Source organism: Pseudomonas baltica, from assembly GCF_014235765.1.
In the GTDB taxonomy this organism is placed as follows: Bacteria; Pseudomonadota; Gammaproteobacteria; order Pseudomonadales; family Pseudomonadaceae; genus Aquipseudomonas; species Aquipseudomonas baltica.
The window spans coordinates 421,577-446,287 of the sequence record NZ_JACMYH010000002.1; the positions used below are offsets into that span (position 1 = coordinate 421,577).

At 62.5% G+C, this 24,711-nt stretch carries 22 protein-coding genes; 13 read left to right on the forward strand and 9 right to left on the reverse strand.

Going from position 1 to position 24,711, the window contains the following annotated elements; all coding sequences use genetic code 11:
- Positions 1 to 2 precede the first annotated feature (2 nt).
- The 5 genes from pabB to ppsR form a co-directional block, all read right to left on the reverse strand.
- The gene (pabB, locus tag H7993_RS11405; RefSeq protein WP_185794455.1) at positions 3 to 1,346 is read right to left on the reverse strand and encodes an aminodeoxychorismate synthase component I; all 1,344 of its coding nucleotides are present in this window, start codon (positions 1,344 to 1,346) and stop codon (positions 3 to 5) included.
- Between the two features lie 79 nt (positions 1,347 to 1,425).
- Positions 1,426 to 2,412 carry an alpha-L-glutamate ligase-like protein gene (locus H7993_RS11410; protein ID WP_185794456.1) on the reverse strand — a complete coding sequence of 329 codons (987 nt, stop codon included), beginning with the start codon at positions 2,410 to 2,412 and terminating at the stop codon, positions 1,426 to 1,428.
- A complete protein-coding gene (rloB, locus tag H7993_RS11415) occupies positions 2,412 to 3,947 on the reverse strand; it encodes an osmotic stress tolerance membrane protein RloB (protein ID WP_185794457.1) in 1,536 nt (511 codons plus the stop codon). Before rloB ends, H7993_RS11410 begins: the two co-directional genes overlap by 1 nt.
- 5 nt (positions 3,948 to 3,952) lie before the next feature.
- Complete coding sequence (gene rloA, locus H7993_RS11420; RefSeq protein WP_185794458.1) at positions 3,953 to 4,504, reverse strand: retropepsin-like aspartic peptidase RloA; 552 nt, start codon at positions 4,502 to 4,504, stop codon at positions 3,953 to 3,955.
- Positions 4,505 to 4,698: 194 nt separating this feature from the next.
- Positions 4,699 to 5,517 carry a posphoenolpyruvate synthetase regulatory kinase/phosphorylase PpsR gene (gene ppsR, locus H7993_RS11425; RefSeq protein ID WP_122476071.1) on the reverse strand — a complete coding sequence of 273 codons (819 nt, stop codon included), beginning with the start codon at positions 5,515 to 5,517 and terminating at the stop codon, positions 4,699 to 4,701.
- A gap of 175 nt (positions 5,518 to 5,692) precedes the next feature.
- Here ppsR and ppsA point away from each other — a divergent pair, with 175 nt between their 5' ends.
- From ppsA to H7993_RS11470, 9 genes are all read left to right on the forward strand, one after another.
- Positions 5,693 to 8,068, forward strand: coding sequence for a phosphoenolpyruvate synthase (ppsA, locus tag H7993_RS11430; protein WP_122800229.1), 2,376 nt, complete (start codon positions 5,693 to 5,695; stop codon positions 8,066 to 8,068).
- 204 nt (positions 8,069 to 8,272) lie between these two features.
- The gene (locus H7993_RS11435) at positions 8,273 to 9,259 is read left to right on the forward strand and encodes an alpha/beta fold hydrolase (protein WP_122476068.1); all 987 of its coding nucleotides are present in this window, start codon (positions 8,273 to 8,275) and stop codon (positions 9,257 to 9,259) included.
- A gap of 84 nt (positions 9,260 to 9,343) precedes the next feature.
- Positions 9,344 to 9,829, forward strand: a complete 486-nt coding sequence (gene rraA, locus H7993_RS11440) for a ribonuclease E activity regulator RraA (protein ID WP_122476067.1) — start codon at positions 9,344 to 9,346, stop codon at positions 9,827 to 9,829.
- Positions 9,830 to 9,856: 27 nt separating this feature from the next.
- On the forward strand, positions 9,857 to 10,852 hold the full coding sequence (locus H7993_RS11445; RefSeq protein ID WP_185794459.1) for a zinc transporter ZntB: 996 nt from the start codon (positions 9,857 to 9,859) through the stop codon (positions 10,850 to 10,852).
- Between the two features lie 84 nt (positions 10,853 to 10,936).
- Complete coding sequence (locus H7993_RS11450) at positions 10,937 to 11,179, forward strand: CrfX protein (RefSeq protein ID WP_122476063.1); 243 nt, start codon at positions 10,937 to 10,939, stop codon at positions 11,177 to 11,179.
- A gap of 3 nt (positions 11,180 to 11,182) precedes the next feature.
- Positions 11,183 to 12,007 carry a mechanosensitive ion channel family protein gene (locus H7993_RS11455; protein ID WP_185794460.1) on the forward strand — a complete coding sequence of 275 codons (825 nt, stop codon included), beginning with the start codon at positions 11,183 to 11,185 and terminating at the stop codon, positions 12,005 to 12,007.
- Positions 12,008 to 12,110: 103 nt separating this feature from the next.
- Positions 12,111 to 12,701, forward strand: a complete 591-nt coding sequence (sigX, locus tag H7993_RS11460) for an RNA polymerase sigma factor SigX (protein WP_122476059.1) — start codon at positions 12,111 to 12,113, stop codon at positions 12,699 to 12,701.
- A 103-nt stretch (positions 12,702 to 12,804) separates the two neighbouring features.
- Entirely contained in the window at positions 12,805 to 13,842 is a 1,038-nt protein-coding gene (locus H7993_RS11465; protein WP_185794461.1) for an OmpA family protein, read from the forward strand.
- Positions 13,843 to 13,989: 147 nt separating this feature from the next.
- The gene (locus tag H7993_RS11470; RefSeq protein WP_185794462.1) at positions 13,990 to 15,018 is read left to right on the forward strand and encodes a quinone-dependent dihydroorotate dehydrogenase; all 1,029 of its coding nucleotides are present in this window, start codon (positions 13,990 to 13,992) and stop codon (positions 15,016 to 15,018) included.
- Positions 15,019 to 15,106: 88 nt separating this feature from the next.
- On the opposite strand, the gene rmf is transcribed toward H7993_RS11470, so the two are convergent.
- Positions 15,107 to 15,322 carry a ribosome modulation factor gene (rmf, locus tag H7993_RS11475; protein WP_008368461.1) on the reverse strand — a complete coding sequence of 72 codons (216 nt, stop codon included), beginning with the start codon at positions 15,320 to 15,322 and terminating at the stop codon, positions 15,107 to 15,109.
- 533 nt (positions 15,323 to 15,855) lie between these two features.
- Between rmf and rlmKL the strand changes: the two genes are divergently transcribed.
- Positions 15,856 to 18,132: a bifunctional 23S rRNA (guanine(2069)-N(7))-methyltransferase RlmK/23S rRNA (guanine(2445)-N(2))-methyltransferase RlmL gene (rlmKL, locus tag H7993_RS11480; protein WP_122476053.1), complete on the forward strand. Its 2,277-nt coding sequence runs from the start codon at positions 15,856 to 15,858 to the stop codon at positions 18,130 to 18,132.
- 63 nt (positions 18,133 to 18,195) lie between these two features.
- Here rlmKL and dacB read toward each other — a convergent pair whose 3' ends face one another.
- Entirely contained in the window at positions 18,196 to 19,656 is a 1,461-nt protein-coding gene (dacB, locus tag H7993_RS11485; protein ID WP_185794463.1) for a D-alanyl-D-alanine carboxypeptidase/D-alanyl-D-alanine endopeptidase, read from the reverse strand.
- 267 nt (positions 19,657 to 19,923) lie between these two features.
- On the opposite strand from dacB, the gene H7993_RS11490 reads away from it, so the two are divergent.
- The 3 genes from H7993_RS11490 to H7993_RS11500 all read left to right on the forward strand — a co-directional run bounded on the left by H7993_RS11490 (position 19,924) and on the right by H7993_RS11500 (position 23,291).
- Complete coding sequence (locus tag H7993_RS11490) at positions 19,924 to 20,397, forward strand: MarR family winged helix-turn-helix transcriptional regulator (RefSeq protein WP_185794464.1); 474 nt, start codon at positions 19,924 to 19,926, stop codon at positions 20,395 to 20,397.
- A 71-nt stretch (positions 20,398 to 20,468) separates the two neighbouring features.
- Positions 20,469 to 21,701 (forward strand): HlyD/EmrA/EmrK family protein, encoded by a 1,233-nt coding sequence (locus H7993_RS11495; protein WP_185794465.1) that lies wholly within the window; start codon positions 20,469 to 20,471, stop codon positions 21,699 to 21,701.
- A gap of 57 nt (positions 21,702 to 21,758) precedes the next feature.
- The gene (locus tag H7993_RS11500) at positions 21,759 to 23,291 is read left to right on the forward strand and encodes a DHA2 family efflux MFS transporter permease subunit (RefSeq protein ID WP_122476047.1); all 1,533 of its coding nucleotides are present in this window, start codon (positions 21,759 to 21,761) and stop codon (positions 23,289 to 23,291) included.
- 100 nt (positions 23,292 to 23,391) lie between these two features.
- On the opposite strand, the gene lpxH is transcribed toward H7993_RS11500, so the two are convergent.
- Positions 23,392 to 24,126, reverse strand: a complete 735-nt coding sequence (lpxH, locus tag H7993_RS11505; protein WP_185794466.1) for a UDP-2,3-diacylglucosamine diphosphatase — start codon at positions 24,124 to 24,126, stop codon at positions 23,392 to 23,394.
- Positions 24,123 to 24,626, reverse strand: coding sequence for a peptidylprolyl isomerase (locus tag H7993_RS11510; protein WP_122476043.1), 504 nt, complete (start codon positions 24,624 to 24,626; stop codon positions 24,123 to 24,125). The genes lpxH and H7993_RS11510 overlap by 4 nt, the downstream gene beginning before the upstream one ends.
- Positions 24,627 to 24,711 lie beyond the last annotated feature (85 nt).

Below are 24,711 nucleotides of genomic sequence, written 5' to 3' on the forward strand. Positions count from 1 at the left end.
GTTCAGAGCCCCGCGAGGGTATCCAGCAGCACGCTCACCTTGAAGATCGACTCTTCGTATTCGGCCTGCCACTGCGAGTCGGCCACGATCGCGCCACCGCCCCAGCAGCAGACCTGGCCGTCCTTGACCAGCAAGGTACGGATGGCGATGGAGCTGTCCATTTCACCGCGCACATCCAGGTACAGCAACGAACCACAGTAGATGGCGCGTTGGGTCGGTTCCACTTCGTCGATGATCTGCATGGCGCGGATCTTCGGCGCGCCGGTGATCGAGCCACCGGGAAAACTGCCGGCGAGCAGGTCCAGACAGTCCTTGTCCGCGGCCAACTCACCGGTCACGGCGCTGACCAGGTGATGAACGTTCGGATAGCTCTCCAGCGCGAACAGCTGCGGCACCCGCACCGAGCCGATCCGGCAGCTTCGGCCCAGGTCATTGCGCAGCAGGTCGACGATCATCAGGTTCTCCGAGCGGTCCTTGGCACTGGCCAGCAGCTCGCGACCCTGGCGCGCGTCTTCTTCGCGGTCGAGGCTGCGCGGGCGGGTGCCCTTGATCGGCCGGGTTTCGACATGACCAGCCGTGACCTTGATGAAACGCTCTGGCGAAAAGCTCAACAAGGCTGCGCCGCCAGCCAACTGCAGGTAGCCGGAAAACGGCGTAGAGCAGGCAGCGCGCACGGCCTGATAAGCGGCCCACGGGTCGCCTGCGCAGGCGGCACGAAAACGCTGGGTCAGATTGACCTGATAGCAGTCTCCGGCCTGGATGTAGGCCTGCACCTTTTCGAATGCCCGCCGGTACTGCTCCGGGGTTCGGTCCGGTGTCATCGAGGCGTGCAGCCGGAAGGCCGGGGCTTCGAGCGCGGCCGGTTGGGCGAACAGGTCGATCAAGCGTTGCCGTTCGCCTGCACCCAGCGCGGGATGGAACATCAATTCGCTGGTCTGCCGGCGATGGTCGCTGATCAGCGCCCAGGCGTAGAGGCCCAGGCTGGCGTGCGGCAGGTCGAGGTCGTCGTGGTTGGGCGCTGGCAGGGTCTCCAGCCTGCGGCCGAAATCGTAGCTCAGGTAGCCGATCAGCCCTCCGGCGAAGGGTAACTCGCAGCCGTCGGGCAATTGCGCCTGGCCCAATTCGGCCAGCGCGACACGGGCCCGTTGCAGGTACTGTTGGCCGGACTCACCGGCCTGGACGCCGAGGGTCTGCAACGGCCAGGCGCTGATCAGGTCGAAGCGGCCGCGCTGGGCGATCGGCTGCGCGCTGTCGAGCAGCACCGCGCCAGGCGCGTGGCGAACCGCAGCGAAATAGGGCGCCGGGTCGGCCAGGTAGGGCAGGGCGTGAAGCGAGCAGGTTGGCATGATAGGTCGGTGGCCAGTAGCGGGGCTGGGATTGTAATGCAGCCGGGCGCCGCGTGTGCGGGTGGCGTGGCGTCCGCGCTCAGCTCACTGCTGCGGGCACATGACCGAACAGTGCCTGGACGAAGCGCGTGCGCTCTTCGACGGTTTCCACGAGGCCTTCGCCCGCCAGCGCTTCCAGGTGTTTTTCCACGGCCTGGGTGCGCAGGGTCAGGCCGCAGTCGTTGGCAATCTGGATGTTCAGCCCGGGGCGGGCGTTGAGCTCCAGGATCAGCGGGCCTTTCTCCTGGTCCAGGACCATGTCGACGCCGATGTAGCCCAGCCCGCACAATTCGAAGCAGCCGGCGGCCAGGCGCATGAAGCCGTCCCAGTTGGGCAACTGCACACCGTCCACGGCGTTGGTGGTGTCAGGGTGCTTGCTGATGATGTTGTTCAGCCAGGTGCCGCGCAAGGTCACGCCCGTGGCCAGGTCGACGCCGACGCCGATGGCGCCCTGGTGCAGGTTGGCCTTGCCGCCCGACTGCCGGGTCGGCAAGCGCAGCATGGCCATTACCGGGTAGCCCATCAGCACGATGATGCGGATGTCCGGTACGCCTTCGTAGCTGATGCTCTTGAAGATCTGGTCGGGAATGACCCGGTATTCGATCAGCGCGCGGTCACGGTGCCCGCCCAGCGAATACAGGCCGGTGAGGATGCTGGAAATCTGGTGCTCGATGTCTTCGCGGCTGATGATCTTGCCCGACACGGTCCGAAAGCGCTCCTCGAAGCGGTCGGCGACCACCAGGATGCCGTCACCGCCAGCGCCCTGGGCCGGCTTGACCACGAAGTCACTGCGCCCGCCGATGATCTCGTCGAGGCGATCGATCTGTTTTTCCGTGGAGATCACCCCGAACATCTCGGGCACATGGATACCCGCCGCGATGGCGCGTTCCTTGGTGATGATCTTGTCGTCGACGATGGGGTACAGGCTGCGCCGGTTGTACTTGAGCACATAGTCGGCGTTACGCCGGTTGATGCCCATGATGCCGCGGGCCTCCAGCGCTTTCCAGGTTTTCCACAGGCCGAACATCAGGAGTCGGCCTGCTTGAGAAAGGCCTTGAAACGCACCAGTTCGGTCAGCCGGTAGCCGCGGTAGCGGCCCATGGCGAGCATGAAGCCCACCAGGATCAGCAGGATCGCCGGGAAGGTGAACACGAAGTACACCAGCTCCGGCACGCTCATCAGGATATGCGCCAGGGAGGCGGCGACCAGCGTGCCCACCGCGACCTTCAAGGCATGCCCGCTGCCGCGCTCTTCCCAGGTGATCGACAAACGCTCGATGGTCATGGTCAGGATCACCATCGGGAACAGCGCCACCGACAGCCCGCGCTCCAGGCCCAGCTTGTGGCTGAACAGGCTGATCGCGGCAATCAGCACCACGACGAAAGTGAGCACCACGGACAGCCTGGGCAGCATCTGCAGCTTCAGGTGTTCCAGGTAGGAGCGCAGCGACAGTCCCAGCGCGGTGATCACCGTGAACAGGATGATGCCGAAGCCCAGCTGGGTTTCGCGGAACGCCAGGGCGATCAGCACCGGAGTGAAGGTGCCCAGGGTCTGGATGCCGATTAGGTTGCGCAGGATCAGAATCACCAGCACGCCGATCGGGATCATCACCATGATCATGAAGGTCTGCTGGGTCTGCAGCGGCAGGCCGTACAGGCTGTACTCGAGGAAGTCGGCGTCGGTGTTCTCGTCGGTCAGCTTGGCCAGGCGAATGGCGTTCATCTCGCTGTTGTTCATGGTGAAGGTGACGGTTGCCTTGCGGCCACCCTCGACGCTCACCAGGTTTTCGTCACCCGTCCACCACAGCAGGCGATCCTCGGGCAGGCCCTGCTCGCCGGTATCGGGGTTGAAGTACAGCCAGTCGTTGCCGTTGAAGCTGCGCAGCCACAGTTCCGGTGTCTGCGCCTGGTCGGCGAGCAGGCGCACGGTATGGACCTTTTCCATCGGCACGTGGGCGATGGACAGCAGCAGGTCGATGATGCGCGCCTTGTGCAAGGTCGAGGTGTCGCCGGCCAGCAGCAGCTTGACGTTGTCGTCGGCCAGATTGTTGACCCGCTTGATGGTTTCGCCGACGAAGGTTTCGACATCGGCCGAATGCTGGCGGATGGGCGCCAGCAACGCTTCGGCGGCGATCTTTTCCGGGCCTTCCACGGCCAGGCTGTCGCGGAAGATCGGCCCCTTGACCTTGATTTTTTCGCCGCTGTAGCGCTTGGTCAGCACCAGGCGGTAGTACAGCGTCTGGTTGCCCGAAGCGCGCCGGGCCGACCAGGTCACCTTGCGGTTGCCGTCCAGACGATTGACGCTGACCCCGTAGTTGTTGGAGATGAAGCTCTCGTTGAGGCTTACATAGTCACGACTCAGTGGCGGCACGAACATCTGCACCTTCACCGGGTCCTTGGCGCTGGCGACGAATTCGACCTTGGCGTCGATGTTCCACAGATCGTCGGTTTCGTCTTCGGTCACCGGGATGCCGAGTACGAGGATCTGATAGGCGGTGATGGCGATGCCCAGCCCCACCAGCGCGGTGATCAGGATCTTCAAGTGCAGGGTTAGAGCGCGCATTGAAATTACTCTGCGATGGTGGCGACAGTGGCGCAGGCGGGTTTGCCGGCAGCGTGTTTGCGGCTGGGGTCGACCAGCGCATCGAAGCGGGTGAGCGCGTCGGAGCCGATCAGCAGCGGGTAGTCGAATGCGGTGCGGTCGGTGAGGTTGACTTCGATGCGGCGCTGGGTATGGCCCATGCACACGTCGAGTTCGATCACCGGCCGCTGGGTGTGGGTCTTGCGTTCGCGGGCACTGCATTCACAATCGTCGGCGCGTCGCTTGATGGAGCTCACGCGCACCAGCGGCCGCTCGATGGGGTGGGAATGGGCATTGTCGATCGCCAGGTAGAAGCGCACCCAGGGTTGGCCATTGCGCTTGAAACGCTTGATGTCACGGGCACTGAGCGAGGCGGTCAATGCGCCCGTATCGAGTTTGGCGGCGACCCGCAGGTCGATGTCGGTCAACTGCACGTACTCGTTCAAGCCGTAGGTGGTCTTTTCGGCAGCCAGGCCCAGGCCCGGAATGAACGGAATGAATAAAAGGCTGAACAGGCGGGAGAGGGGTTTGAGAGTCATGAATTGAAATTATGAATACCGAATCGGGCACCGCAAAAACGTTTCGCGGGTAACAGGAAGAGAGCACCGCATTCTAGCACGGTGCTTTCGTGCCGCCAGCGCAGGCACGGTCGGGCGAGGCCTTGGAGTGCGAATCGACCGTGAAGTTCGAGGGTCGACCGCTCGGCAGGGGTGGGCGTCACGGGTGCAGGTGCCTATTTGAAGCGCCGTTCGACGCCTTTCTCGACAAGGATCTTGGCGGAGATTTCTTCCACCGAAAAATGGGTCGAGTCGATGTTCGGAATGTTCTCGCGGCGAAACAGACCTTCCACCTCGCGCACCTCGAACTCGCACTGGGCGAAGCTGGCGTAACGACTGTTGGGCTTGCGTTCGTGGCGGATCGCGGTGAGTCGATCGGGGTCGATGGTCAGGCCGAACAGCTTGTGCTGGTGGGCCCTGAGCGCAGGTGGCAACTGCAGGCGCTCCATGTCGTCTTCGGTCAGCGGGTAGTTGGCGGCGCGGATGCCGAATTGCATGGCCATGTACAGGCAGGTCGGGGTCTTGCCGCAGCGCGACACGCCCACCAGGATCAGGTCGGCCTTGTCGTAGTAGTGGGTTCTGGCGCCGTCGTCGTTGTCCAGCGCGAAGTTGACCGCTTCGATGCGTTCCATGTAGTTGGCATTGTGCGCAATGGAGTGGGACTTGCCCACCGAGTACGAGGAATGTGCGCTGAGCTCCATTTCCAGCGGGGCGAGGAAGGTCGAGAAGATGTCGATCATGAAGCCGTTGGAGGTGGCGAGGATCTCGCGGATGTCCTGATTGACGATGGTGTCGAAGATGATCGGTCGCACACCGTCCTTTTCGGCGCAGTTATTGATTTGCTGTACCATGGCCCGAGCCTTGTCCACGCTGTCGATATAGGGCCGCGTGAACTTGCTGAAGGTAATGTTTTCGAACTGCGCCAGTAGACTTTGCCCCAGCGTTTCGGCGGTAATGCCGGTACCGTCGGAGATGAAGAATGCAGATCGTTTCATTGTGCGCCCCGGCCCTTAGGCAACTGACGATTCTTGGATATGATAGGCCCGATTGACGGCCAGCATTGCCAGGCATTCTCGTTCATTTCCGAGGCTGCGGCCACAGCCCCCCCGCGTGCGACGATTCGCGCCGGGCATCCCGAGCTTTTCCAACCCAGTCAGTGGAGAGATCACCTTGGTAGAGTACGTAGTTTCCCTCGATAAGCTTGGCAACAATGATGTGGAACACGTGGGGGGCAAGAATGCGTCCCTGGGCGAGATGATCAGCAATCTGGCTGGTGCCGGCGTGTCGGTGCCTGGCGGCTTTGCCACCACCGCCCAGGCCTATCGCGACTTCCTCGACCTGAGCGGGCTCAACGAGCAGATCCACGCGGCCCTCGATGCGCTCGACGTGGACGACGTCAATGCCCTGGCTCGCACCGGCGCGCAGATCCGCCAGTGGGTCATGGAGGCCGAGTTCCCCGAGCGTCTCAACGAAGAGATCCGCATCGCCTTCGCCGAGCTGTCCAAGGGCAACCCGGACATCGCCGTTGCCGTGCGTTCCTCGGCCACCGCCGAAGACCTGCCCGATGCCTCCTTTGCCGGCCAGCAGGAAACCTTCCTCAATATCCGCGGTGTCGAGAACGTCATTCGCGCGGCCAAGGAAGTCTTTGCCTCGCTGTTCAACGACCGCGCCATTGCCTACCGCGTGCACCAGGGCTTCGACCACAAGCTGGTTGCCCTGTCGGCCGGCGTGCAGCGCATGGTGCGTTCGGAAACCGGCACTGCCGGGGTGATGTTCACTTTGGACACCGAGTCCGGGTTCCGTGACGTGGTGTTCATCACCGGCGCCTACGGCCTGGGCGAGACCGTGGTGCAAGGCGCGGTGAACCCCGACGAATTCTATGTGCACAAGCACACCCTGGAGGCCGGTCGTCCGGCGATCCTGCGGCGCAACCTGGGCAGCAAGGCGATCAAGATGGTCTACGGCGACGAAGCGCGCGCCGGACGCTCGGTCAAGGTGGTGGACGTCGACAAGGCCGAACGTGCGCGTTTCTGCCTGACCGATGCGCAGGTCAGCGAGCTGGCCAAGCAGGCGATGATCATCGAGAAGCACTACGGCCGGCCGATGGACATCGAGTGGGCCCAGGACGGCGACGACGGCCAGCTGTACATCGTCCAGGCGCGCCCGGAGACAGTGAAGAGCCGCTCCAGCGCCAACGTGATGGAACGCTACCTGCTCAAGGAAAAGGGCACCGTGCTGGTCGAGGGCCGCGCTATCGGCCAGCGCATCGGCGCCGGCAAGGTCCGCATCATTCACGACGTCTCCGAGATGGACAAGGTCCAGGCCGGTGACGTGCTGGTTTCGGACATGACCGACCCGGATTGGGAACCGGTGATGAAACGCGCCAGTGCCATCGTCACCAATCGCGGCGGGCGAACCTGCCACGCTGCGATCATCGCCCGCGAACTGGGCATTCCGGCAGTGGTGGGCTGCGGCAACGCCACGCAACTGCTCCAGGACGGCCAGGGCGTGACGGTGTCCTGCGCCGAGGGCGACACCGGCTACATCTTCGAGGGCGAACTGGGCTTCGACATCAAGCAGAATTCGGTCGACGCCATGCCCGAGCTGCCATTCAAGATCATGATGAACGTCGGCAACCCGGATCGCGCCTTCGATTTCGCTCAGTTGCCCAATGCCGGTGTCGGCCTGGCGCGTCTGGAGTTCATCATCAACCGGATGATCGGCGTGCACCCCAAGGCGCTGCTCAACTACGACACCCTGACCCCGGAAATCAAGGACAGCGTCGACAAGCGTGTGGCCGGCTACAGCGACCCGGTGAATTTCTACGTCGACAAGCTGGTCGAGGGCATCAGCACCCTGGCTGCGGCCTTCTGGCCGAAAAAAGTCATCGTTCGGCTGTCCGACTTCAAGTCCAACGAATACGCCAACCTGATCGGCGGCAAGCTCTACGAGCCGGAGGAAGAGAACCCGATGCTGGGCTTCCGCGGGGCGTCGCGCTACATCAGCGAGTCGTTCCGTGACTGCTTCGAGCTCGAATGCCGGGCGATGAAGCGGGTGCGAAACGAAATGGGCCTGACCAACGTCGAGATCATGGTGCCGTTCGTGCGCACCCTGGGCGAAGCGTCGCAGGTGATCGACCTGCTCGCCGAGAATGGCCTGGCCCGCGGCGACAACGGTCTGCGCATCATCATGATGTGCGAGCTGCCGTCCAACGCCATCCTGGCCGACGAGTTCCTAGAGTTCTTCGACGGCTTCTCGATCGGCTCCAACGACCTCACTCAGCTCACCCTCGGCCTGGACCGCGACTCGGGGATCATTGCCCACCTGTTCGACGAGCGTAACCCGGCGGTCAAGAAGCTGCTGGCCAACGCCATCCAGGCCTGCAACAAGGCCGGCAAGTACATCGGCATCTGTGGCCAGGGCCCGTCCGATCACCCCGATCTGGCCAAATGGCTGATGGAGCAGGGCATCGAAAGCGTGTCGCTGAACCCGGACTCGGTCCTGGAAACCTGGTTCTTCCTGGCCGAAAAGGAAAGTGCCGTTTAAGCCGTCCCACCCCAGACCGGTGTGTTCTTTCCGGCACCCCGGTCCCCTGTATCACCCCAGACCGGTGTGTCCTTTCAAACACCCCAGTCCCCTGTAGCAGCGGCGCAAGCCGCGTCGCCCTTGATCCTGCCCTTCACGCACAGATCAATACCGACGCGGCCTTCGCCCCGGTTACAGCCCCATTCATTCAGACGCAAGTGCCTTATGCAAAGCAGCAGTACCCTTTTTCCCGTCGCGCTGCTCAGTGCCGAGCGTCGCGGCGACCTCAGCGAAGACATCTACCGCATCAAGGCCGCCAACAGCCCCGACCCTAGCGTCGAGCTGGCGTTGACGCGCCTGGGCCTGGCCGATCAACCTGGTGCTCGCGGGGTGCCGGTGATCCTTCTGCATGGCAGCTTTTCCAACCGGCGCTTCTGGTACTCGCCCAAGGGCATAGGCCTGGGGCCTTGGCTGGCACGTCGCGGGTTCGACGTATGGATAGCCGAAATGCGCGGCCACGGGCTGTCGCCGCGCAACCAGCACTACGCCAGCAATACCGTGGCCGACTACGCCCGCTACGATCTTCCGGTCATCGGTGCGTTCGTCGCCGAGGTCAGTGCTCAGACGCCGCATTGGATCGGGCATTCGCTCGGCGGCATCACCCTGGCCGCCGCCCTGGGTGGCGGCTATCTGCAAGGCGATCTGGCAGCGTCTGCGGCCCTGTTCGGTGCCCAGGTCAGTCGACGTCACTGGCAGTTGCGGATTCCTCCGCTGAACTGGGCTGCGCGCCGCCTGCTCAAGCGCTATCCACACATTTCCGGGGCCCGCCTCAAACGCGGCCCGGAAGACGAGCCGGTGGGCGTTGGCCTGGAATGGATGCGCTGGAAAGGCCTGTTCGGCCGTTTCGGCGATGCCGAGCGGGACTGGTGGCAGGGGCTGGGCGAAGTGAAGCTGCCCATCCTCGCCGTTGCGGCGGTCGGTGACCTGCAGGATCCAAGCTGGGACTGCCGCCAGCTGTTCGAGCAATTTGCCGGGAGCCACAACCAGTTCGTCAACCTGGGCCGCGCCCAGGGCTTCGGCGACGACTTCGACCACGTGCGCATGCTGGTCAGCGCGCAAGCCCAGGCCGAGGTCTGGCCGCTGGTCGGGACCTGGCTGAGCGACCCCTACCGGCCGCTGCTGCCCGGCGCGACACCGTTGGCGACGACCTGAGCATGGTCTAGGCTGTGAGGGCCGCGCCGCGTCCGGTGCAGGCTACTGGCTCTTGCAGCCGCCATTCGCCCCAGGAGCAATGCCATGCACTATCTGACCCCCGACCTGTGTGATGCCTACCCCGACGTCGAGGTGCTCGAGCCGATGTTCAGCAATTTCGGTGGCCGCGACTCCTTCGGCGGCCAGATCGTCACCATCAAGACCTTCGAAGACAACTCGCGAGTACGCGAGCAGGTGGCTCTGGATGGCACCGGCAAGGTGCTGGTGGTCGACGGTGGAGGCTCGCTGCGCAAGGCGCTGCTGGGCGACATGCTCGCCCAGAAAGCCGCGGAGAACGGTTGGGAAGGCCTGGTCATCTATGGGTGCGTGCGTGACGTCGACATGCTCGCGCAAACCGATGTCGGTGTGCAGGCCCTGGCCAGCCATCCGATGCCGACCGTCAAGCGGGGTCTGGGTGATCTCGATGTGAAGGTCAGCTTCGCCGGTGTCACATTCGTTCCCGGCCACTATCTGTATGCCGACAACAACGGCATCATCGTCTCGCCAGAGGCGTTGAGCATGCCCGAATGACAATTTTCCATCAGTAACGGGGACACGATGTACGAGGAAGAAAATGCGCAATGGGGGCTGGTGCATGCCCTGTTGCTGGACGGCAAGGGAGGTGCGCGGTCGGTTGCCCGGACCGATATCGACGGGCTGCAGCTGCAACCTCACCAGAGCCTGTGGCTGCACTGGGACCGCAGCCATCCCCAGACCCGTGACTGGTTGCGCCGCAATAGTGGCCTGAGCGAATTCAGCTGCGACCTGCTGCTGGAGGAAAACACCCGCCCGCGCCTGGTCCCGTTGCCCGACGATGAACTGCTGCTGTTCCTGCGTGGGGTCAATCTCAATCCAGGGGCCGAGCCCGAGGACATGGTCTCGGTGCGGATCTTCGCCCAGGCCCAGCGCATCATTTCCCTGCGACTGCGGCCATTGCGCGCGACCGACGACATGCTCGAACAGTTCGCCGCCTGCAAGGGCCCGAAAACCGCTTCGGAGTTGATTCTGTACCTGGCTCAGCACTTGACCGAAAAGGTCCAGGCACTGGTCGAAGACCTCTCCGACATCGTCGATATGGAGGAAGACAAACTCGACGCCGACGAACGGTACACGCCCGAGCACGGCAGCATTTTGCAGCTGCGTCGAAGGGCGGCCGGACTGCGGCGCTTCCTCGCGCCGCAACGCGATATCTTTGGCCAGTTGGCGCGCAACAAGGTGCCCTGGTTCGTCGACGACGACGCCGACTACTGGAACGAACTCAACAACAGCCTGACCCGTTATCTGGAAGAGCTGGAACTGGCGCGCGAGCGCGTGGGGCTGGTGCTCGAGGCCGAAGACCGGCGTCAGAGCGAGCGCATGAACCGCACCATGTATCGCTTCGGCATCATCACCGGGATCTTTCTGCCGATGAGCTTTCTGACCGGTCTGCTGGGCATCAACGTCGGCGGCATTCCCGGTTCCGACAGCCCCTATGGTTTCACCATTGCCTGCGCATTGATGGTGGCCGTAGCGTTGGGCCAGTGGTTGTTGTTTCGACGCTTGCGCTGGGTCTGACACGGAATTTACCCTGTGCTCGCCGAGACCTTTGTGACTCACCGCCGCAGGGTCTCGTCTTTGAATGAAATTCGCGAGGTATGCATGCCTGATCCGTTCGAAGAATCCCTGCGAGACATGCTCAACGCTCACGCGCCGGGTCGCGACGACCGCGCCGCGCTGGGGAGAGTGCTCAAGACCGCCAATCGCCAGGTTGGCGCGGGCGATCTCTTCAGCCTGATAGGGCGCTGGGGTCAGGCATTCATGATCGCGGTGAACAGTGGTTCGGCGAATATCGCGCCGGTGTCTCGTCGTACGGATTCCGCCGCTGCGGATAAGGCTGATTGATCAATGGAACTGGACCCCTGGACTCAAAGCCTGGTGGCGGCGATGACTGCCCTGTGGACCAAGGTCGCCAATTTCATCCCCAACCTGTTCGGGGCGTTGGTGGTGGTACTGCTGGGCTTCCTGGTCGCCAAGCTGCTCGACACGTTGTTGTCCAAGCTGCTGGCCAAGTTCGGGCTCGACCGCCTGATGGCGGGGACCGGCCTGACCAAACTGCTGGGCCGTGGCGGCCTCAGGGTGCCGATCTCGACCCTCATCGGCAAGATCGTCTATTGGTTCGTACTGTTGATTTTCCTGGTGTCGGCCGCCGAGTCGCTGGGGCTGCAGCGGGTTTCGGCGACCCTGGACATGCTGGCGCTGTACCTGCCCAAGGTGTTCGGTGCAGCCCTGGTGTTGCTGGTCGGTGTACTGCTGGCGCAACTGGTCAATGGCGTGGTCCGCGGCGCTGCCGAAGGGGTAGGGCTCGATTACGCAGGTGGCCTGGGACGTGTGGCGCAGTGGTTGGTGATCATCATCAGCATTTCGGTGGCCATCAGCCAGCTGGAGGTCAAGACCGACCTGCTGAACCACGTGATCGTCATCGCCTTGATTACCGTTGGTCTGGCCGCAGCACTGGCCATGGGGTTGGGCAGCCGTGAAATCGCCAGTCAGATACTGGCCGGGATCTACGTGCGGGAACTGTTTCAAGTGGGCCAGCAGGTGCAGGTTGGAGGGGTCGAAGGGCAGATCGAGGAAATCGGCACCGTCAAGACGACAGTGATGACCGACGACGGCGAGCTGGTTTCGATGTCCAACCGCGAGCTGCTGGAACAGCGGGTGAGTAGCCGATAGGTCAACGTTTTGCTAATGTATGCCGCCGCAAAAAGGCTGAGCGATCATGCCTTGGCGGACAATGACCTGACCTTCGGGGACCTGACCTTCGGGCCGACCTGTTTTGAATAAAGTACATACGCTGCCCGTGCGCTACGACCCCCGCGAGCTCTCTGACGAGGAGTTGGTGGCGCGTTCGCACGAGGAGCTGTTCCATGTCACGCGGGCCTATGAAGAGCTGATGCGTCGCTACCAGCGAACCCTCTTCAACGTCTGTGCAAGATATTTAGGGAACGATCGTGACGCTGACGATGTCTGTCAGGAAGTGATGTTGAAGGTGCTGTACGGGCTAAAGAATTTCGAGGGTAAGTCGAAATTCAAGACGTGGCTTTACAGCATCACCTATAACGAATGCATCACGCAGTACCGGAAGGAAAGGCGCAAGCGCCGCTTGATGGATGCCCTGAGTCTCGATCCGCTCGAGGAGGCATCCGAAGAGAAGGCGCCCAAGTCGGAGGAGCGCGGTGGTCTCGACCGATGGCTGGTGTTCGTGAACCCGATAGACCGGGAGATTCTTGTGCTGCGATTCGTCGCGGAGCTGGAATTCCAGGAAATCGCCGACATCATGCACATGGGCTTGAGCGCCACCAAAATGCGGTACAAGCGGGCTTTAGATAAGCTCCGCGATAAATTTGCAGACCTGTCCGAAACTTAGTTCGGCGCAAAGGTCTCTAACCTACCGGCAAGGTCTGCTAGACTTGCCGTCAAGCTGCCCCGGATGAGGGGCGCTTAACAATCACCAGATGGGGATTTAACGGATGAAACTGAAAAACACCTTGGGCCTTGCCATTGGTTCTCTCGTTGCCGCAACTTCATTCGGCGTATTGGCACAAGGCCAAGGCGCAGTTGAAATCGAAGGCTTCGCCAAGAAAGAATACTACGACAGCGCTCGCGACTTCAAAAACGACGGCAACCTGTTCGGTGGCTCGGTTGGTTACTTCCTGACCGACGACGTTGAATTGCGTCTGGGTTACGACGAAGTCCACAACGTTCGCAGCGACAGCGGCAAGAACATCAAGGGCTCCAACACAGCTCTGGACGCTCTGTACCACTTCAACAAGCCAGGCGACATGCTGCGTCCGTACGTTTCGGCTGGTTTCTCTGACCAAAGCATCGGTCAGAACGATCGCAACGGCCGTAACGGTTCCACCTTCGCCAACCTGGGCGGCGGTGCCAAGCTGTACTTCACTGACAACTTCTACGCCCGTGCCGGTGTTGAAGCTCAGTACAACATCGACCAAGGCGACACCGAGTGGGCGCCAAGCGTCGGTATCGGCGTGAACTTCGGTGGCGGCTCCAAGCCTGCTCCAGCCGCTGCTCCAGCTCCAGTGGCTGAAGTCTGCGCTGACTCCGACAACGACGGCGTCTGCGACAACGTCGACAAGTGCCCTGACACCCCTGCCAACGTTACCGTTGACGCCGATGGCTGCCCAGCCGTCGCCGAAACCGTTCGCGTTGAGCTGGACGTCAAGTTCGACTTCGACAAGTCGGTCGTGAAGACCAACAGCTACGGCGATATCAAGAACCTGGCTGACTTCATGAAGCAGTACCCACAGACCACCACCACTGTTGAAGGTCACACTGACTCCGTCGGTCCTGATGCTTACAATCAGAAGCTGTCCGAGCGTCGCGCTAATGCTGTCAAGCAAGTGCTGACCAATCAGTACGGTGTTGAATCCAACCGCGTAAATTCGGTTGGCTACGGCGAAACCCGCCCAGTGGCTGACAACGCCACCGACGCTGGCCGCGCTGTAAACCGTCGCGTAGAAGCTGAAGTAGAAGCTCAAGCTAAGTAATTAGCTACCGCTTCAACGAAAAGCCCGGCTCATGTCGGGCTTTTCTTTGCCTGCGATTTGGCCTGTGCCACCCGCCACCATACCTAACCGGCCGCGGATCTGGCACAATCGCACCCCTCTATCGCTTCCTCGGAGCCAAGCCCGCCTATGTACAATCTGGCCCGCCAGCTGCTGTTCAAATTGTCCGCTGAAACCTCCCATGACTTGTCGCTGGACCTTATCGGCGCCGGTGGCCGTCTGGGTCTCAATGGCCTGCTCGCCAAGCCGCCGGCGCGCCTGCCGGTCACGGTCATGGGTCTGCAGTTCGACAATCCGGTGGGGCTGGCAGCGGGGCTGGACAAGAACGGTGCGGCCATCGACGGCTTCTCCCGGCTGGGTTTCGGCTCGGTGGAAATCGGCACGGTGACCCCACGTCCACAGCCGGGCAATCCAAAGCCGCGTTTGTTTCGCCTGCCTGAAGCCTGCGCAATCATCAACCGCATGGGCTTCAACAACCTGGGTGTCGACAACCTGGTCGAGCGCGTCAAGGCGGCCAAGTATCGGGGCGTGCTGGGTATCAATATCGGCAAGAACCTCACCACCCCGGTCGAGCGCGCCGTGGACGACTACCTGATCTGTCTGGACAAGGTCTACGACCACGCCAGCTACATCACCGTCAACATCAGCTCGCCCAATACCGCCGGCCTGCGCAGCCTGCAGTTCGGTGACTCGCTCAAGCAGTTGCTAGACACGCTGGCAGCACGGCGCGTGGTGTTGGCCGGGCAAAGTGGCCGGCATGTGCCGTTGGCGATCAAGATCGCCCCGGACATGAGCGATGAAGAAACCGCACTGGTGGCGCAGGCGCTGGTCGACGCAGGTATGGATGCAGTGATCGCCACCAATACCACCCTCAGCCGGGTCGGTGTCGAGGGGCTGGTTCACGCAGACGAAGCCGGTGGGTTGTCGGGAGCGCCGGTGCGGGAGCAAAGCACTCACATCGTCAAGGTGCTGGCGCAGACCTTGAACGGCAGATTGCCGATCATTGCAGCAGGCGGGATCACAGAGGGTGGGCATGCGGCCGAAAAAATCGCCGCGGGTGCCAGTCTGGTGCAGATTTATTCGGGCTTCATCTACAAGGGGCCTGCACTGATCCGCGAGTCGGTGGACGCTATCGCGGCGCTTCGCGCCAGGCAATGATTCGAGGCGCGATAGGGGCCTCGCAGAGGCCCCTGGGCGCTAGCCCGCCGCCCTGGTTGGGCGTGCATGGTGAAAAGGAAAAAGAGTGTCAGCCGACGGCGTGAAGTTCGTTGAGCCTATGGATCCCCGCAGTGCCGGTCATACCGTCCCAGTTGTCGCCGCGTCCTTCGCGCCAGCCGTTGATCCAGGCTTGGCGTACCGACGGTAGAGTAAAAGGGCAAAGCTCGCGGGATTTGCCATGGATGCCATACTGGTATCCGCGTAGAAATGCTCGTTCCAACGGATCACGCTTAAGTCTTCTCATAGGGTGTTGCCCTCTGTCTATTGACTGTAATGTCCCGTTGGCCTCGTGTGAGGCCAGGCAGATGATCTGCCGGTATCGCGCTCGCTGCCGGCGTGGCGAGCAGTGATGTCTTCGCCATTGCGGCGACGACCTGAGGTGATTTCTAAACGTTGAACTGCGCGATGTGAATGATCGTTTTGTCATAAGCACGTAACCATTTCGCGGTATGGGCAATAAGTAAGCAGGTGCTTCAAGCTTCACTCGACTGCTAGCCCGTCCAAGACAAGGCTTGCAGTATGCAATGAGGTCAATATGCCATTGCGAATCATCTCGATTCCAGTGACGTGAAAAATCGACGAAGGGTCGCGCAGGCGATGCCTTTTTCAGCAGAATCAGGTTCTGCCCCGGCTTCTCGCTTATCAAGGCGGCGGGTGGGGTGGATTGACACCACGGTGGTGTCGCTCGGGCGCTCCATTGCGTAAGGCGCCTGGTTGAACCTCGAGACGGCAATGCGCTTGCCGTCTCATCAATGCCCAAATGGGCCAGGAAGTACCATGTCGGACCGTTTTGAACTGTTTCTCACATGCCCCAAGGGCCTCGAAGGCTTGCTTGCCGAAGAAGCCACCGCCCTGGGCCTGGAAGAAACCCGCGAGCACACCTCCGCAGTGCGCGGCATGGCCGACATGGAAACCGCCTACCGGCTGTGCCTGTGGTCGCGGCTGGGCAACCGCGTGCTGCTGGTGCTCAAGCGCTTTGCCATGAAAGATGCCGAAGACCTCTATCACGGCGTTCTGGATGTCGAGTGGCAGGACCACCTGCTGCCCGACGGCACCCTGGCCGTGGAATTCAGCGGGCATGGTTCGGGCATCGACAACACTCACTTCGGTGCGCTGAAGGTCAAGGATGCCATTGTCGACAAGCTGCGCACGCCCAGTGGCGAGCGTCCCAGCGTCGACAAGCTCAACCCGGACCTGCGCGTCCATCTGCGCCTGGACCGCGGCGAGGCGATCCTCTCGCTCGATCTGTCCGGACACAGCCTACACCAGCGTGGCTACCGCCTGCAGCAAGGCGCTGCGCCGCTCAAGGAAAACCTTGCAGCCGCCATTCTGATTCGTGCGGGCTGGCCGCGCATCGCCGCCGAGGGCGGCGCACTGGCCGACCCGATGTGTGGTGTGGGGACCTTTCTGGTAGAGGCGGCCATGATTGCCGCCGACATCGCACCCAACCTCAAGCGTACGCGCTGGGGCTTCAGCGCCTGGCTCGGTCATGTTCCGGCCACCTGGCGCAAGCTGCACGACGAGGCGCTGGCAAGGGCCGAAGCCGGGTTGGCCAAGCCAGCCTCGTGGATTCGCGGCTACGAAGCCGACCCGCGGTTGATCCAGCCAGGCCGCAACAACGTGGAACGCGCCGGCCTCAGCGACTGGATCAAGATCTACCAGGGCGAGGTGGCGACGTTCGAGCCGCGTCCCGATCACAACCAGAAAGGCCTGGTCATCTGCAACCCGCCGTACGGCGAGCGGCTGGGCGATGAGGCCAGCTTGCTGTACCTGTACCAGAACCTGGGCGAACGCCTGCGCCAGGCCTGCCTGAACTGGGAAGCGGCGGTGTTCACCGGTGCCCCCGACCTGGGCAAGCGCATGGGTATCCGCAGCCACAAGCAGTATTCGTTCTGGAACGGCCCGTTGCCGTGCAAGCTGCTATTGATCAAGGTGCTGCCAGATCAGTTCGTCACCGGTGAGCGACGTACGCCCGAGCAGCGCCAGGCCGCGCGTGAGCAAGCCGAGCAGGTGGATACCGCGCCAGCGCTGGCCGATCCGTATGCACGAGTGAACAAGAACGGCAACCCAGTCAAGCCGGCCCCGGCGCCCGCGCCCGTGGTTGAACAGGCGCGGCTGAGCGAAGGCGGGCAGATGTTCGCCAACCGCTTGCAGAAGAACCTCAAGACCCTGGGCAAATGGGCACGTCGCGAGGGTATCGATTGCTACCGTGTGTACGATGCGGACATGCCTGAATATGCCATGGCCATCGATCTGTACCACGATTGGGTGCACGTGCAGGAATACGCCGCGCCCAAGTCGATCGACCCTGAGAAGGCTTCGGCACGCCTGTACGACGCCCTGGCGGCGATTCCGCAGGCACTGAACATCGACAAGAGCCGGGTCATCATCAAGCGCCGCGAGCGCCAGAGCGGGACGCGCCAATACGAGCGCCAGAGCGCTCAGGGCCAGTTCACCCAGGTGCAGGAGGGCGGCGTGCAGTTGTTGGTGAACCTGACGGACTACCTGGATACCGGGCTGTTTCTCGATCATCGGCCAATGCGCCTGCGCATTCAGAAAGAGGCAGCGGGCAAGCGTTTCCTCAACCTGTTCTGCTACACCGCCACGGCGAGCGTGCATGCGGCCAAGGGCGGTGCGCGCAGCACGACCAGCGTCGACCTGTCCAAGACCTATCTGGATTGGGCACGGCGCAACCTGTCGCTCAATGGTTTCTCGGACAAGAACCGCCTGGAGCAGGGCGATGTGATGGCCTGGCTACAGGCCAGTCGTGACGAATACGACATGATTTTCATCGACCCGCCGACCTTCTCCAATTCCAAGCGCATGGAAGGGGTGTTCGATGTGCAGCGCGACCACGTCGAGCTGCTGGACCTGGCGGTCGCAAGGTTGGCACCGGGGGGCGTGGTGTATTTCTCCAACAACTTCCGCAAGTTCCAGCTGGACGCCAATTTGGCAGAGCGCTATGCGGTCGAGGACATCACGGCGCAGACAGTGGATCAGGATTTCGCGCGCAACGGCAAGATCCACCGGGCCTGGAAGATTCAGGCGCGGTGATTCACCGAGAGGGGGCGCTGCCTTTGCAAGCAGCGCGCCCCCCTTCCAGAGGGTTTGGGTGGATTACTGGATGTTGGGCGAAGTAGACGCGGCTTTTGGCTGCGAATACAGATCCAGCAGTGCCTGATCCAGTACCGACGAGGCGCCCCACGGGCGTGGGTCGTTGAGAATGGCGACCACCGCCCAGGTGTTGCCATTGCTGTCGCGGCTGTAGCCGGCGATGGCGCGAACGGTGTTCAGGGTGCCGGTCTTGATGTGGCCTTCACCTTGCAGGGCCGTGCGCTTGAGGCGCTTGCGCATGGTGCCGTCCATGCCGACGATCGGCATCGACGCCATGAACTCGGCAGCGTACGGACTTTTCCAGGCCGCCTGCAGCAAGGTGGCCATCTCCCGCGCGCTGACGCGCTCGTCACGCGACAGCCCCGAGCCGTTCTCCATCACCAGATGCGATGCGGTGATGCCCTTTTTCGCTAGCCACCCACGAATCACCCGCTGCGCGGCCTTGGCGTCGTCGCCGTCGGCCTCGTTGCGATAGCGCTCGCCCAGGCTGAGGAACAGCTGCTGAGCCATGGTGTTGTTGCTGTACTTGTTGATGTCGCGAATGATTTCCACCAGATCCGGCGAAAACGCCCGCGCCAGTACTCGCGCGCTCTTCGGCACGGCCCCTAGACGGTCGCCGCCCTGGATGCTGCCGCCCAGTTCGTTCCAGATGGCCCGCACCGCGCCGGCTGCATAGCTTTGGTGGTCGAGCAGCGACAGGTAGGTTTGCGAGCTGCAGCCCTCGGCCAACTGGCCGCTGACCACCACGGTCATGCCGTCGGCCTGGGTGATCGGGTTGTAGCGCACGTCGCCCGTGCACTTGGTGCCGGGCAGGGCCTTGACCTGGTTGTCGATGCGGATGGTCGCGATCGGCGGTTCGACCGACACCAGCACCTTGCCGGTGTCGTTGCGGGTGACGAAGCGCAGCGCCTTGAGGTTGACCAGCAGCGAATCCGGACGCACCAGGAACGGTGCGTTTTCGTCGCCGCCGTCGTCGTTGAACGCTGGCAGTTGCGGCTGCACGAAATGGCTGCGGTCCAGCACCAGGTCACCCGTCACCTGGCGCACGCCGTTGGCGCGCAGGTCGCGCATGAGCAGCCAGAGCTTTTCCATGTTCAGCTTGGGGTCGCCGCCGCCCTTGAGGTAGAGGTTGCCGTTGAGCACGCCGTTGCTCAGGGTGCCGTCGGTAAAGAATTCGGTCTTCCACTGGTAGGTCGGCCCCAGCAACTCGAGTGCTGCATAGGTGGTGACCAGCTTCATGGTCGAGGCCGGGTTGACTGACACGTCGGCGTTGAACACGGTCGGGCTGCCGGGGCCGTTGAGCGGCAGCATGACCAGTGACAGTGCATCGTTCTGCAGCTTGCTGGCCTTGATGGCTTGCTGAACCTTGGGCGGCAGGGTGGTGTTAAGGGGGGCGGCAGCGATGGGAAATGCCAGTGGCAACATCAGGCCGGCGAGCAGTATTGGACGAAGAGATTTGATCATGTGCGTGAAAACCCTGCAGGCGAGGGGTGACGAAAACGAGGGCCATATAAGGAAATGAAGACCCCCACTACGGGTGAAACGCCAGCATTATGCCCCAAGCGTTGCGTGCTTTGGCCAGCCACGATCGGGATCGGGTGAATTTTTCCAGTGAAAGCGACCGACAGATCTATCTGTTAGCAAGCTAACCATTGCCTTGACATTGTCTGCCTAAGCAGTAACATTATGTTTCGAAGATGTGTTCACACTGTCGGGACAGCTTGCCAGCCCATGAATCACTACACCCCCGAGACCTTCCATACCTGCAATCTGGGCCTGCTGCTGGGCCGTGGATCGGCGTTGAAGGACCGTCTGCTGGACGCGCACCTAATGCCTTACGGGGTAACCGCGGCGCAATTCAAGGTGCTGATCATCAATGCGCGGTTCGGTATCGACACACCGGCGGAAATGTCCCGCTACCTGGCGCTGGACAGCGGTTCGATGACACGCATGCTCGACCGCCTGGAACACAAGCAGCTGATCAGGCGCCAGCGCAGCGCCGCCGATCGACGCCAGGTGCAGCTGGTGCTGACCGAAGAGGGGCAGGCACTGGCGGCACGCTTGCCGGTCATCGGTGCCAATGCCATGAACGAGCTGGTGGGCATGCTCGAACGCGAAGAAATCGTCGAATTGGAACGGATTCTCACGAAGCTGCTGCAGGCTTCCGGGGACCCTCTGTTGGCGCTGGGTACCGCCGCTGGGTGAACCCGCCGCCGTGAGACCCCGGACCGACCTGCTCGATGCAACACCGACCGAACCCTTTCAGGTGAACTGCCATGGCCAATGCCACTGCCACTGATTCCAATGCCACCCAGCAACCGCCCGCAGCGCCGTCGGCCAACGACAAGGCGCCGGGCAACCGTCGCAAGCGCAAGCTCTGGCTGTTCATCCTGCTCGCCCTGGTGGTACTCGGCGGTCTGGGCGTCTGGGCCTGGTACACGCTGTACGGGCGCTGGAGCGAAAGCACCGATGATGCCTACGTGAATGGCAACGTGGTGGAAATCACCCCGTTGACCACGGGCACGGTGATCAGTATCGGCGCCGACGACGGCGACCTGGTCCACGAGGGCCAGCCGCTGGTGCAGTTCGACCCGAACGATTCGCAGATCGACCTGCAGAATGCCCAGGCCAACCTGGCCAAGGCGGTACGCCAGGTGCGTGGCTTGTATAGCAACGTCGACGGCATGAAAGCCCAGGTCGCTGCACGCAAGGCAGAAGTGCAACGCGCGCAGGACAACTATGGCCGACGCAAGAACCTGGCGTCCGACGGGGCGATCTCGCAGGAAGAGCTTTCCCATGCCCACGACGATCTGATTTCCGCGCAAAGCGCCTTGAGCAACACCCAGCAGCAACTGGCAACTTCGACCGCGCTGGTGGATGCCACGCAGGTGTCCAATCATCCCGACGTACGCGCTGCGGCAGCGCAGTTGCGCCAGGCCTATCTGGCCCATGCCCGCACCACCTTGATCGCCCCGGTGACCGGCTATGTGGCCAAGCGCACCGTGCAATTGGGGCAGCGCATCGAGCCGGGCACCGCGACCATGGCGGTGATCCCGCTCGACCAGCTGTGGATCGACGCCAATTTCAAGGAAACCCAGCTGCGCCACATGCGCATCGGCCAGCCGGTGGACATCACCAGCGACCTGTACGGCGACGAGGTGAAGTACAGCGGCACCATCGACAGCCTGGGCGCCGGTACCGGCAGTGCGTTCGCCCTGCTGCCGGCGCAGAACGCCACGGGCAACTGGATCAAGATCGTGCAACGGGTGCCGGTGCGGGTGCACATCAATCCCGCGCAGTTGCGCGAGCACCCGCTGCGCATCGGCCTGTCGACGGTGGTCGATGTGAATCTGCACGACCAGAGCGGGCCGGTATTGGCCCAGCAACCCCCGCAGCAGGCGTCCTTCACCACCAATGTCTACGACAAGCAGTTGGGTGAGGCGGACGCCATGATCGTCCAGTTGATCCACGACAACAGCGCAGCGCCCGGTACCACGGCCACGCGCTGATTCGCCTGCGCCGGGCCCTGAAGGGCGGGCGCGGCATCGCATTGCAAAGGGTGGATCATGGATTCCAAAGCCTCGTTCACGCCGCCAAGCCTGTTGCTCTGCACCATCGGCCTGTCGCTGGCGACCTTCATGCAGGTGCTCGACACCACCATCGCCAACGTCGCTCTGCCGACCATTTCCGGCAACCTGGGGGTCAGCTCCGAGCAGGGCACCTGGGTCATCACTTCGTTTGCGGTGAGCAACGCCATCGCCTTGCCACTGACCGGCTGGCTGAGTCGACGCTTCGGTGAAGTGAAGCTGTTTCTCTGGGCCACGCTGTTGTTCGTGCTGGCCTCGTTCCTGTGCGGTATTTCCACCTCGATGCCCGAGCTGGTCGGCTTTCGCGTGGTGCAGGGGCTGGTGGCAGGGCCGTTGTACCCGATGACGCAAACCCTGCTGATCGCCGTGTATCCACCGGCCAAGCGCGGCATGGCCCTGGCGCTGTTGGCGATGGTAACGGTGGTGGCGCCGATCGCCGGGCCGATTCTGGGTGGCTGGATCACCGACAGCTACAGCTGGCCGTGGATCTTCTTCATCAATATTCCCATCGGCTTGTTCGCCTGTGCTGTGGTGCGTCAGCAGATGGCCAAGCGGCCGGTGCACCTGAGCAGGCAGCCCATGGACTATGTCGGCCTGATCACGTTGATCATCGGCGTCGGTGCATTGCAGGTGGTGCTGGACAAGGGCAACGATCTGGACTGGTTCGAGTCCGGGTTCATCATCGTCGGCTCGGTCATATCGGCCGTAGCCTTGACGGCGTTCGTCATCTGGGAGCTGACCGATGAGCATCCAGTGGTGAACCTGCGACTGTTCGCGTTCCGCAACTTCCGCATCGGTACCTTGGTGCTGGTGTTCGGCTATGCCGGGTTTTTCGGCATCAACCTGATCCTGCCGCAGTGGCTGCAGACCCAGATGGGCTACACCGCCACCTGGGCGGGCCTGGCGGTGGCACCTATCGGTATCCTGCCGGTGCTGATGTCGCCCTTTGTCGGCAAGTACGCGCACAAGTTCGATTTGCGTCTGCTCGCGGGCCTCGCGTTCGTGGCTATCGGTACCAGTTGCTTCATGCGTGCCGGTTTCAACAGCCAGGTGGACTTCCAGCATGTGGCACTGGTGCAGCTGTTCATGGGCGCCGGCGTGGCGCTGTTCTTCATGCCCACCTTGAGCATTCTGCTGTCGGACCTGCCACCGCAGCAGATTGCCGACGGGTCGGGCCTGGCGACGTTCCTGCGTACGCTGGGTGGCAGTTTCGCCGCATCGTTGACGACCTGGATCTGGATTCGCCGCGCCGATCAGCATCATGCCTACCTGACCGAGAGCATCAGTACCTACGATCCGGTAACCCGCCATGCGCTGGAGCAAATGGGCGGCAACACGCCTCAGGCGTATGCGCGGATGGAGCAGATGGTCAACAGCCAGGCCTACATGTTGAGTACGGTGGACTATTTCACCCTGATGGGATGGATCTTCGCCGGGCTGGTGCTGTTGGTCTGGCTGGCCAAGCCACCGTTCACCGCCAAGGCCGGGCCGGCTGCCGGTGGTGGGCATTGAAAACCGTGGCGCCTGTTCGCGGCCACTGACCGCTCCTACGGAGGCACCGCGATCTACCTGTAGGAGCGGTCAGTGGCCGCGAACAGGACAGCGCGGTGTATCAGACCGCCGGCGCCGGGAAATCGAACGGCGCCAGGTTGAAGCCCCGGTCATCCACCTGCAGCACCCACCCTTGACGATCCCAGTCCCCCAGCACGATACGCTGTGCCGGCAGATCACCGATCTGCAGCTCATGCACTGCCGGACGATGGGTATGCCCGTGAATCAGGGTGGCCACACCGTGTTGGCGCATCACCCGCGGCACCTCTTCAGGGGTGACATCGACGATGTCATGGGCTTTCATCTGGGTCTGCGCCCGGCTTTCACTGCGCAGCTTGCGGGCAAGCTTGTGGCGCGTGCCCAGCGGCAGGTTGCGCAGGACGAACAGGGTCAGCGGGTTGCGCAGCACGCGGCGCAGGCGCATGTAGCCTTCGTCGCGCGTGCACAGGCTGTCGCCGTGCATCAACAGCACCGGCTGGCCGTTCAAGCGCACCACGCTCGGGTCCGCCAGCAGGCTGCAACCGGCCTTCCTGCGGAAGCTCGAGCCGATCAGGAAGTCGCGGTTGCCGTGCATCAGGAAAATCTTCGTGCCACCGTCGCTGAGCGCACGCAGCGCTGCGCAGATGGACGATTGGAAAGGGGTCATGGCGTCGTCGCCGATCCAGGCTTCGAAGAAGTCGCCCAGAATGTACAGCGCCTCGGCTGAGCGCGCACGCCCGCCGAGGAAATCCAGAAACGCCCGGGTAATGTCCGGGCGTTCTTCCTGCAAGTGCAGATCGGAGATCAGCAGTATCACTCAGCGATCTCGGCTTTCTCGATGATCACGTCTTCAGCGGGTACGTCCTGGTGACCGGCCTTGGAGGTGGTGGACACGCCCTTGATCTTGTCGACCACGTCCTGGCCTTCGACCACTTCACCGAACACCGCATAGCCCCAACCCTGGGTGGTTTTCGCGGTGTGGTTGAGGAAGCTGTTGTCGCCCACGTTGATGAAGAACTGCGCCGAAGCCGAATGCGGCTCCATGGTGCGGGCCATGGCCACCGAGTACTTCTTGTTCGGCAAGCCATTGTCGGCTTCGTTCTGGATGCTCGGGCGCTTGTCCTTCTTCTCTTTCATGCCAGGCTCGAAACCGCCGCCCTGGATCATGAAGTTGCCGATCACGCGGTGGAACACGGTGTTTTCGTAGTGGCCGGCCTGCACGTACTCGAGGAAGTTGGCCACGGTCAGCGGGGCCTTTTCGGCGTTCAGTTGCAGGACGATGACGCCGTGGTTGGTGGTCAGTTTGACTTTGGACATGGGTCTCTCTCTGTTCTGTGGAGAATGTTCTGTGGAAATTCGCTAGCGACGGCGCCCAGTTTACAGGCGACGATGCCTATTCAAA